The organism is Aneurinibacillus terranovensis DSM 18919 (assembly GCF_000430625.1).
Taxonomy (GTDB): Bacteria; Bacillota; Bacilli; order Aneurinibacillales; family Aneurinibacillaceae; genus Aneurinibacillus_B; species Aneurinibacillus_B terranovensis.
In genome coordinates this window covers 22504-32486 of the sequence record NZ_AUMJ01000065.1, presented here as the reverse complement: position 1 = coordinate 32486, position 9983 = coordinate 22504, and the positions used below count along the sequence as shown (strand labels likewise).

Sequence of the window (9983 nt, the reverse complement as noted above, 5' to 3'; positions counted from 1 at the left end):
CAAAAACCCGTCAAAAAGGGAAGAAAAAGAAGAAAAACATAAATCTAAACCAGTCCAAGAAACAGAGCGTCAGCTTTGTTTGTTTAACGTGTCATGAAAAAGAGGAAATTCCTTTAAGTGTTGTAAGGGACTTTGACTTAATGGACGATGGAGATCCAACCACTCCCCCGATGTTTTCATGCGAAAAATGTGGTGGACGAATGTATCCGGAATATTATGAGGGAGTACATGGCATAAAGTACAGACTATCGGATATTCTCTAAACAAAAAAGGACCGGGCGGTTTTTGCCCGGTTTTTCTTAGTTTTGTCTACAACAAAATGCTGGCTGAAAGAAAGGAAGCATACCATCACTTCTTCGAATGGGTTATTTGTTGATAGCGAAGAAGGTAAGAAAACCAATTACCCTCGTTTCTATCGTCAAGCCTTAGAAAAATTAGCCAGGGAACAGCGTATTTTGTCACGCAGAAAGAAAGGGTCTAATCGTTGGCGCAAACAGCGATTGAAAGTAGCAAGGCTACACGAAAGGATTGCGACTGTTAGCCTAATCATAGATAGAGCATGGAACAGGCTCGATAGCTAAGTCAATTTCGTACCGTTCATTAAAATGGGAGAGATGTGTACTTTTCGGAGAAAAAATAAAGAAATAAGAAAAGAAGTACTTGACTCTTGGGGTATTTAATTCATTTTATGGCTGACTCTAAAGCTCAAAAATATGTTGACCAATCCGGGATGCAAATTGTAGCAAAATGGTTAGAAGATGTTGTTGCTTCAACCGGACTTTCTATTGCTCTTAGAACTCGTTCTCCGAAAGTAACGTCTGCTTTGAACACTATTGTCCTGCGTTTCGGAAATGGGATTGTGCAGCATGCCCGATCTTGGACTAAACAATGAGATTAGATTTTTGTTTCTGCAAAAAATAGGTTTGTCATAGGTAACCGAACAGGCACAGACTGGGCATTTGCCTCATAGACTGGAGATAAGTCTTACTTCAACAGGAGGTGCTTGCTGTGCCCGGACTGTTTGCCGCAATCGCCATGCTGGTCAGAGATCTAGTTTTTTTTGTCTCGTACATTAAAAATAATGCGTTTCCACAGCCGTTGACGGAGAAGGAAGAAGATAAGTATTTAAAAAGAATGATTGAAGGCGACAAGTATGCGCGGAATATGTTAATTGAACACAACCTTCGCCTTGTCGCGCATATTGTTAAGAGAATGTGAACAAAGTGAAACGTAAGATAGTTATCTATTCAACAACGCTTTTGCTGAAGAAGGTTGAGAGGGATAACACGATCGTGGAGGTTAGCTGATCAACCCCATTACGCTCCTGAAGCCCTACAAGGCTTTCTGGAGCGTTTTTTTGTTATGGGGAAAATATTTGGAGTAAAGTGACTACTATGGACGGGATGCAGGCAAAAAATCATGACGTTGAATAGGCAATATGAAATAAAGGGCGGAAAGTATGCTTCCGCCTCATTTTTTTCTGACATCTCAAGAATACTTGATAACCGAATGTTTTTCACTGCTCTTTCCAGTCCAGCAATAGATACAGTAAATTGAGGAAGATTTTTTGATCCTCAATGCTTCTTGTTTGCAAGCAGGTGACGATTCGGGACAATGTATACTCTTGAGAATCTGGATTAGAGTGGATAGACCGAAAGAGGTTTTCTAACGAAATCCCCAGGGCGTTTGCCACCTTTTCTACACTTTCCAAAGTTGCGTTTTTCTCTCCACGTTCCAACTGCCCAATATATGTAGTATGTAGATTGGCTAAGTGGGCTAATTCCTCTTGGCTCAATCCCTTTTCTTTGCGGAAATTTCGAATCCGCTCTCCAATAAGCTTTGGCAAATCACTCATTTTACCACCTCTTAGGTAACTGTAGCTTTATTCTTTAGACTCTCCCAAGAGACAATAGATATTGAAAATAAAAAATGATATACTATAAGTATTATTTTTAGGCATAAATACCAATGCCGTTAGTACTATTAATCACTAAAACAATTGGTAATTTAAGTGAAAAAATAGGAGTTTTTACTATGTCAGACGCAAATGAAATGCTTTTAGAGGACATCATACGAAAGAAAATGTTTCAGCATGTTTTTCAACCGCTGTACGTAATGAAAAATTGGAAAGTATTTGGGTATGAAGCGTTGTTACGTTGCCGGTTTTTTGAAAATCCCGAATTGCTTTTTCGATTGGCAATGGAAAAAAACAGATTGTATGATTTGGATATTTGCTCAATTCATCATGCTCTGACTTCGGTTGATACACGGGATATCCGATTGTTTTTGAATGTTTATCCTTCGACTATGGTTCACCCTACTTTTCCCGATTTTTTGGGAAAACTCAATAGCGTATGCTTCTCTAATCGAAACATTGTGTTTGAAATTAACGAAGCAGAAAAAGTATCGGACATGGGTTTACTCAGAAAAGCGGTACATTTTTTGAAGGATAAGGGGTATGCCATTGCGCTTGATGATTACGGTAAAGGGGAATCATCGTTGCAAACTGTCATTGAACTTGAGCCAGACTTTGTTAAGTTGGATCGATATTATGCTGTAAAGTTATCCGCTTCAAAGAATAAACAAAACGAGATTCAAATGCTTTTGAAGCTTTGCCAGGAGAAGCATATGAAATTGATTTTGGAAGGGATTGAAGAGCCAACGGATTTAGCGATGGCTAAAGTATTGGGCGTTCATTTAGGGCAAGGATACTTATTGGGGGAACCCTTACCGATCAACGGGATTCACTAAAAGAAAGGGTAAGTTTGTTATATGGAAATAGTGCTGACTGCATTTTTGATGATACTGATACTTTTTTTAATACACGGGTTCTATGTAAGGCAATTAAGAAAAAAGGATGACCAAATCAATGCATTCAAAGAGTCGTTGACTGACCTGCAAGCCAAATTGAAAGATAAGGAAAGAAGAAGGGCTTTTCGAATAAAACTTCTCGATCAGGAATGCACATTTGAGCTTATCGATTTTGGTGATAAATTGCTGGAACCATTAAAGCATAGAAAAGGAGAAGGGAAGATAAAGAACATCAGTCGTACAGGTATGAAATTGAGGTGTGAATTTGATTTGCCTGTCAAAAAACAGATTTTTTTGCAACTCCATTTTGTGCTTCATGATGAGGAGTTTTCTTTTAAAGGAAAGATTGTGCGAAAAGAGGAGCTGATGAACGATATTTTTTATGGAATCGACTTCATTGAAGTAAATCCCAAAGAACAACAACGCTTACTTTGGGTGATACAAAAAATAGAAATTGAGAGAAGGAAGGAGACGGAATACCAATAATAAATTGCGCACCTGTTTCACGCAAAATATTATTGCTCATAAAAGAGGCTTAGAGTATGTGAAAATACTGCAATTAAGCTAAAATAACTAGACTAAAGGATGAACACAATATGTTATGCCGAAAGTTAATGTATATATTTATTTTGGTATCTTTAGCATTGGTAATAGTTATTAACTCAACTTTCGGTGCGACCAAGCCTAGGTTGTGAAGTTTTTAGCAGGTGGAAATCCTGCTTGAAAAGGCTAAAGCCAAGCCACCAATAGCGAGTCTTGGACGCGTTGGAAGTAATTTCAGACGTTAAGCGTAGACAGCCAGATAGTAGGCCTGAAAGTGATTGAGCCTCGAAAAGAGTAAAATTACGCCTTGGACTTATGGTTTGAGGTTACAGTAAAGAAAGCGTGCCGAGGCGATGCGAGTATGATTAGATACGCCGACGATTACGTGTGCTACTTTCAGTACAAGGGCGATGCAGAGCGACCCTACGATCTTCTCAAACAAGCGCTACACGCGGGAGCATGGGCTTCTTATGTCCTGTTTGATAGCCTTATATCCTCGTTTATCTTCAAGTACTAATTCAGATGCATCGATAATGTCTCGATTACTTCTGTAATTTGTTGTTAGATGTATTTGGGTTATAGGGATGAAGTGTATGAAACGACAACGAAGCAGTATAGAAGATTGTTAAATCTTTCTACAAAGGGAAATTTCTAAATTTCATTAAATCAGATTACATAATATTTTCAGAAAATAATAATTTAACACAAAATTCATTATGCTCATTAAGACAAAAGGAGCCATTGAGAAATGCGCCACCTACATGGATGTGACTTATGAATTGGTGTGAATAGGACATTCTGTTCGCCTCATAAGAATGTGGTGACAGGAGTGTGGTCACCGTGAAAAAGAAAGATCTAATCATTCGTTACGTACCGAACAGAGTTGACTATAGCGATAAAGAAATGCTTGAAGCTCAGTCCAAAAAGGAAATGATAATTGACTATATATTAAAAAATGTATTGTACCAAGGAGCCGCCAGCAAATAAGGTGGCTTCTTTTCTTTACGTGACTTGAGAGTATGTTTACAATGAAGGTAAATAATTATGAACAAGGTGATTTATAGTGGCTGTTGGAATATATGTTCGTGTAAGTACAATGGGTCAGGTAGACAATACCAGTATCGAAAAACAAATTCAGTTATGCAAGCAAAAAGCCTTTGAGATGGGCTACTATGAATCAAATATAAGAGTATATCGCGAAGAAGGACGGAGTGGAGAAGATATTGATACCCGCCCTGTTTTAATGAAACTTAGGGAAGATGTAGGAAGAGGACTGATTTCATGGGTGATATGTGTCCATCCTGACCGTTTGAGCCGTGATTTAACTGATAAATTAATTGTTTGTCGTGAATTTGAAAAGAATGGTGCGGAACTTCATTTCACCGACACAGATTTTAACGATTCTCCTGAAGGAAAGCTGTTCTTTAACATTATGTCAGCTATTGCTTCTTATGAATTGGCATTGATTCGAAAGCGGACGGTGAGGGGACGTTTAGAGAAGGTAAAAAAAGATAAAAAAATTATGCCAATGCGAGTTGCGCCATTCGGTTACGACAAGGACCAAGAAGGTCAATTAATTCCGGATCCGAAAGAGAAAGAGTATGTCCAAATGATGTATGAATGGTATGTTTTCGAAAAGCTGACGATGAGAGAAATCGGAGAACGCCTTTATAAACTCGGGGTAAAACCCAAGCGTGGTGAAAGTAATAATTGGAGTGCTTCCAGTATTCGTAGGGTATTAACATCAGAAATATATATTGGCAATTACTACTACAATAGGCGTGAAACCCAAAAAGTTCGCGGACAATTGACCGAAAACGGAAATCCTAAAAAGACCTACACTATACGCCCAGAAGAAGAATGGTTAGTCGTGGAAGTTACGCCGATTGTGGATCTTGAGATCTGGGAGTTAGCCCAGCAACAAAGGGAAATCAATGATAAAAATAAACATGTAGGCAATAAAAAATTTGAATATTTATTAAAATCAATTGTCAAATGCGGTCATTGTGGAAGGAATTACCAAGCGACAACATACAGTGGAAGAGAAGATAAAAGTACTGGTGAAAAGGAACGCTATCGTTGCTATCGCTGTCCTAATAAGTTTCCAAAGAAATATGGACCCGAAGTCAAAAAGTGTGAAGTCCCATCCATACGTGCGGCTATATTGGAAGAATACATCTGGAATCAAATGTTGGAAATTATAACTAATCCAGAGGATTTTGTAAAGCGAATCAAAGGTCAGGGTGAAGAGTCTATAGATGGGGTGCGGGAAAAAATTGAACTTTTGGAGAAAGAATTAAAGAAAAAGGAATCGGCAAGGGAAAAAGCCGAATTAGCTCTTTTCGAAGTAGATGATAATGAGGATAAGGAAAGATTCGAGTGGTACGTAGACAAATATAAGGCTGAAATAAAAGAGTTGAAAGCAGAAATCAATAAAAATGAACGGCAAATACAGGCTCATCGTATGGAAGAACTGACTGTAGAACAAATTTATAGTATGATCGAAAAAATTAGGGAAAAGCTTAAATCCAATGAGGAAGTGCCGTTTGAAATCAAACGTAACATTATCGAAATGATGTTTGACGAAATCATTATAAAATTTGAGAATGATGAAGAAATGGTTGTCACCTCCATCGGATTGTATGATCAATTAAGGCAAGATAAAAACATTGGATTTTGTTCACAACCTCAAGAAATTTGAAAACACCGGTGAAGATAGCGAAGACCTGATCTCTATTGGCACAATCGGATTAATCAAAGCGATTGAAAGTTACCAGAAAGATAAAGGAACTAAACTGGCTACATACGCAGCAAGATGCATTGAGAATGAGATTCTAATGTCTATAGTGTAGTTTGATGAGAGGGGGATTATTATTGTTCCTCCTCTCTTTAGTTTTTATGTATACTGTGAATATTGTTGATATTGTGGATAAGTTTGTGAGTAATAGGAATATATGTTCTGATTAGTGGTAAAAAGAAAAGCCCGATTAAAGGGCTACTTTAAAAATCTTATGATTACACCCGCAATAGCTATCCCGGTTCCAACAATCCAAAAAATTTGTTGCAATTTAGCATCGGATATTTTCTTTTCAACAAAATTTTCATCTGCAATTTTCAAGGGTATTTTTTGTTCTATTTGGTGAAAGGCTTGGAGGACATCTGATTTAAAAGCTGAAAGTTCGCTTTTTATATCGGATTTCATAGTTAACATTTCTATTTTAAGTTCATTTTTTGCATTGTTTAAATCACCTGTAGACGGCTTATCTTTTAGCTGATTTTTAATATCGTCAACAGATCTTTCTAAATTTTGAACACGTTCTTTTAAATCATCCATTCCGCCACCACCTCCCCCGGATGCCATCTGATACATGGTATTTTGCAGCTCATTTATCGCTGATTTGATTGCCGTTATTTCATCTGATACTATTTTATCATGTTCGGTGTCTGTTCGTGAAATACCGTTTTGGTCGTCATTGTAGTCTGACTTCGCATTATTTAAACGGTATAATATATACTCTTGAGGATTACTATTAGGAGGAAGAAGCAATATAGGCCGTATTGTTTCTCTCGAAACATTGGTCCCTGGATAGGTAACAAGAGTGCTTTGCAAAACAGCTTTATCTTCTTCTTGCGTTTTTCCACTTTGACCGTTCACTGGAAATTGAACTATGTTATTTGTTTCCATGGTGCTACTTTCCTTTTTCATATATTTCAAGAGTTTGTTCGCCTAGATACTCTCCATTCACATATAAAATAAATTTATATTCCCCCGTTTGATTTATGATTATATTTCTAAAGTCCATCATAATTCCTATCGAAGGAATAACGTTATCCTGTACCTTGGCAACTTGGAATGGACCTTCTTGTGTATCGATCAGATTTCCTTCTGGATCATGAGTTTCTAACCTCAATTTGTATTGTGTATTTTCGTCCAAGTTTGAAATCCCAATGCTTAACTGGTAACTAATCTGCGTGGGGATAAACGGAGCCACGAAATTCATTAAAGGTTGTACCAAGACAGCCTTTGTTTCACCATTTGGTTGAGGCATGACACTTGCGCTCTCAAACGGTAGTAAATATCTAAGTTTTGGTTTTCTCTCACTCATATGTTTTCCCGCCTTTTCTATGAAAATGATTAATGGATTCCCCGCTAAAATAGAGGGCGGTTCAAATTGCCACTCCCTCAAATACAAGCAGGCTATTATTTTTTGTTTTTTCTGTCTTGATAAGCGGCTCTATATCCTTTTCAAATGTGTCAGCTCACGAGGCACACCATATGTCGCCGCTATTTCGTAAATGGTCATCGCCGTATCGCAATATTCGTACATTAGCTCGTCCGGCAAAAGTAGCTCGACGGCAAACTCATTAGCCTCCCGCTCAATGCGATCAATCGATACAAGAGTGTTCCTCTTCAAAAAGGGTGTGTTTACATCCTTATGTAAAACGGAGTGACCGAGTTCATGCGCGCATACAAATCTTCGTTCTGCATCTTCCAGGTCACAATTGATATGTATCATGGAGATTCGTTTGTACGTATTGAAATAGCCGAGAATGTCTCCAAGGCGCTCATAAAGAATGAATATGTTTTTCTGATGTGCGATTTCAAACGGATTGTTGGTTCCGCACACTTTAATAAGACTGGATACATCGTCCTTAATATCCGTTGACACGCTCACACCCCCGTAACTACTTTTTGTATTTCTTAGGGGTAAATTTTTGTTTGGCGAGCTGTTTAGCAAGACGCATGGAGTTTTCTAGTGATATTCGGAGAAGTTCTTTGCTTTGCTCGTCCATCGGTTCGCCATGAAAAGCCAGAGCTTCATCGCTTTCTAAATCACTTAGCATTTTCTCTAAATCCCGGGCAATGTCGCGTTCATCTTTGGGTGTGAGTGTCGGGAGTGTGTTTGGATTGGTTGTTGAAGTGTTGTGCGGATTATCAGTACGACCAAGGAGATAGTCCGTAGTAGTGCCTAAAATTTCAGCAAGTAATACTAACATTTCATTTGGAGGCGAACTGTGGCCATTTTCGTAATTGCTAATGGTTCCCTTAGTAGTGTTTGCTCGCTTTGCCAAATCTTCTTGGGTCATTTTCTTACTCTTTCTTAATTGTCTAATCCTTTGAGCAAGCAAACAAAACCCTCCTTTACAACAAAGTACAAATATATTGTACATTACTTTCCGCGATATCGGTATTGGTGAAATAAAAAAGTATAAGAAAATTGTATTTTTGTATTGACATACAACTTTCTTATACTTACAATAAAAGTACAAGAAAGTTATACAAAGGCGGTGAAAAAATGAAGAATGAAAATTTAACTTCTGCCCGAAAAGCAAAAAATTTAACTCAAGAAGAATTGGCTAAAATGCTTGGATGCCAGAAAGGAACAGTAAGCAACTGGGAAAATGGACACTCAAATCCTTCTCTAGCAGATGCCTTTAAGGTGGCTGAAATTCTAGGAAGTGATATTAATGTTATTTTTTCAGATATTAAAGTACAAGATTCTTATACAAACTCTGCTTAGAAAGGTGGTAACTAAAGTGTTTCACATCGTGTGTCTAAAAAATGGAGATCTCGAATACTACCTTGTTGATTCAAAGATGACTATTTCATTGGATCGAAGTAGCGCCATGGTTTTTGTTGATAAAGAGTTGGCTACCGATTATGCATCTAAAGTCGAGTACAGGTACGCCGGCATAGAGGGTTGGAATAGTGCATTAGGCTACACCAAATCTCTAAAACATTTTTACGAGCTTCAATAATATGTACGAAATGATTCGTCTAGTTTGCGGTGGACGTAGGAAACCATCGTTAGCACATCTAAAGCGTCCTTTTCTTCAATCGCCCAATTCAACTTTGCTTCGTGGGCATGGGTGTTTCTAATCATTTTTACTAACCCAACGATGAGTGACCTGAATCCCATTAACTCGTTTTGTTCACTGGGCGTTTGGAATTTGTTGAAAGATAACTTGGGTCGCTTTTCATCAAAAACTGTTGTTACAAGTTTGACACCATCTTCTTGGATGCTAGTTATATCTCTAAGTCGTTCAAGGATGCTTTTTACAGCTTCAAATACTGCGTGAAAGTAGTTTTGTTGCAGATATTCAGGTTCGCAGAATTTTAAAACATGAGAGTGAATCGATCTGTGAATCAATTTATGTTTTAACTCATTGGCTCGAACGCTCGCTTCATCCAATGTTTCTGCCTTGCGAGCTGGCATTATCTTTCCTTGATTGTTGATTTCTCGTCCTGAAAGAAGTAGTACCTTATTCAAATTTGTTTTGTGTTCTTTGAAAGAGTCAGGATCATCAACAAATCTGGTTGGGTCTATAAACAGTTCGATAAATTTAATTACATTAGCAGGACTGTTTTGAGTATCTTGGATGTGATTTAAAGATAGGTTTAACATCCTCCATTTTGTAAGATTGGAGTTTTGTACACGAACATTTAGTTGGGCCAGTAGCCCAATAATTTCTGAACCGGTAGCTCCTTTACTGGTATCGCCTATGATTTTTGAAATAGCTTCAATTTCATTTTTTGAGAACTTTTGTGATTTGACCATTTTAATACATCTCCCTTCACGTCATTTTTCGACATGGAGGGTTAGAAATCCTATAACTCAGCCTAAAAG

General features: G+C 37.8%; 14 protein-coding genes and 3 pseudogenes. 11 read left to right on the top strand and 6 right to left on the bottom strand.

Annotated features, from left to right (window positions below; all coding sequences use genetic code 11):
- The 5 genes and pseudogenes from H525_RS28180 to H525_RS0112595 all read left to right on the top strand — a co-directional run.
- A partial coding sequence (locus H525_RS28180) for a hypothetical protein (protein WP_211237007.1) occupies nucleotides 1-263 on the top strand: 263 nt, incomplete at its 5' end.
- A gap of 56 nt (nucleotides 264-319) precedes the next feature.
- Nucleotides 320-376, top strand: coding sequence for a hypothetical protein (locus H525_RS29550; protein ID WP_155837260.1), 57 nt, complete (start codon nucleotides 320-322; stop codon nucleotides 374-376).
- A pseudogene (locus H525_RS26375) lies at nucleotides 360-533 on the top strand (transposase); the annotation flags it as partial. The gene H525_RS29550 and the pseudogene H525_RS26375, both read left to right, overlap by 17 nt.
- 155 nt (nucleotides 534-688) lie before the next feature.
- A complete protein-coding gene (locus tag H525_RS0112600) occupies nucleotides 689-892 on the top strand; it encodes a hypothetical protein (RefSeq protein WP_155837258.1) in 204 nt (67 codons plus the stop codon).
- A 116-nt stretch (nucleotides 893-1008) separates the two neighbouring features.
- Nucleotides 1009-1212: pseudogene (locus tag H525_RS0112595) on the top strand (hypothetical protein); the annotation flags it as partial.
- A gap of 304 nt (nucleotides 1213-1516) precedes the next feature.
- On the opposite strand, the gene H525_RS0112590 reads toward H525_RS0112595, so the two are convergent.
- Nucleotides 1517-1855 (bottom strand): helix-turn-helix domain-containing protein, encoded by a 339-nt coding sequence (locus H525_RS0112590; protein ID WP_027416510.1) that lies wholly within the window; start codon nucleotides 1853-1855, stop codon nucleotides 1517-1519.
- A 179-nt stretch (nucleotides 1856-2034) separates the two neighbouring features.
- Between H525_RS0112590 and H525_RS0112585 the strand changes: the two genes are divergently transcribed.
- The 5 genes and pseudogenes from H525_RS0112585 to H525_RS26370 all read left to right on the top strand — a co-directional run.
- Nucleotides 2035-2751 carry an EAL domain-containing protein gene (locus H525_RS0112585; protein ID WP_051331006.1) on the top strand — a complete coding sequence of 239 codons (717 nt, stop codon included), beginning with the start codon at nucleotides 2035-2037 and terminating at the stop codon, nucleotides 2749-2751.
- A 21-nt stretch (nucleotides 2752-2772) separates the two neighbouring features.
- Complete coding sequence (locus H525_RS0112580; protein ID WP_027416508.1) at nucleotides 2773-3297, top strand: PilZ domain-containing protein; 525 nt, start codon at nucleotides 2773-2775, stop codon at nucleotides 3295-3297.
- Between the two features lie 897 nt (nucleotides 3298-4194).
- A complete protein-coding gene (locus H525_RS27335; RefSeq protein WP_155837257.1) occupies nucleotides 4195-4341 on the top strand; it encodes a hypothetical protein in 147 nt (48 codons plus the stop codon).
- A 76-nt stretch (nucleotides 4342-4417) separates the two neighbouring features.
- The gene (locus H525_RS23905; protein ID WP_155837256.1) at nucleotides 4418-6055 is read left to right on the top strand and encodes a recombinase family protein; all 1638 of its coding nucleotides are present in this window, start codon (nucleotides 4418-4420) and stop codon (nucleotides 6053-6055) included.
- A pseudogene (locus H525_RS26370) lies at nucleotides 6036-6200 on the top strand (sigma factor); the annotation flags it as partial. The gene H525_RS23905 and the pseudogene H525_RS26370, both read left to right, overlap by 20 nt.
- A 149-nt stretch (nucleotides 6201-6349) precedes the next feature.
- Here H525_RS26370 and H525_RS0112560 read toward each other — a convergent pair.
- The 4 genes from H525_RS0112560 to H525_RS0112545 form a co-directional block, all read right to left on the bottom strand.
- A complete protein-coding gene (locus H525_RS0112560) occupies nucleotides 6350-7039 on the bottom strand; it encodes a Dor-1 like family protein (RefSeq protein ID WP_027416506.1) in 690 nt (229 codons plus the stop codon).
- 4 nt (nucleotides 7040-7043) lie between these two features.
- Entirely contained in the window at nucleotides 7044-7460 is a 417-nt protein-coding gene (locus H525_RS0112555) for a DUF6941 family protein (protein WP_027416505.1), read from the bottom strand.
- Nucleotides 7461-7589: 129 nt separating this feature from the next.
- The gene (locus H525_RS0112550) at nucleotides 7590-8024 is read right to left on the bottom strand and encodes an ImmA/IrrE family metallo-endopeptidase (protein WP_027416504.1); all 435 of its coding nucleotides are present in this window, start codon (nucleotides 8022-8024) and stop codon (nucleotides 7590-7592) included.
- Nucleotides 8025-8040: 16 nt separating this feature from the next.
- Nucleotides 8041-8484 carry a helix-turn-helix domain-containing protein gene (locus H525_RS0112545; protein ID WP_027416503.1) on the bottom strand — a complete coding sequence of 148 codons (444 nt, stop codon included), beginning with the start codon at nucleotides 8482-8484 and terminating at the stop codon, nucleotides 8041-8043.
- Between the two features lie 167 nt (nucleotides 8485-8651).
- Between H525_RS0112545 and H525_RS0112540 the strand changes: the two genes are divergently transcribed.
- Nucleotides 8652-8876 (top strand): helix-turn-helix transcriptional regulator, encoded by a 225-nt coding sequence (locus H525_RS0112540; protein WP_027416502.1) that lies wholly within the window; start codon nucleotides 8652-8654, stop codon nucleotides 8874-8876.
- Nucleotides 8877-9107: 231 nt separating this feature from the next.
- Here H525_RS0112540 and H525_RS0112530 read toward each other — a convergent pair whose 3' ends face one another.
- Complete coding sequence (locus tag H525_RS0112530) at nucleotides 9108-9914, bottom strand: TIGR02391 family protein (RefSeq protein ID WP_027416500.1); 807 nt, start codon at nucleotides 9912-9914, stop codon at nucleotides 9108-9110.
- Between the last annotated feature and the right edge of the window lie 69 nt (nucleotides 9915-9983).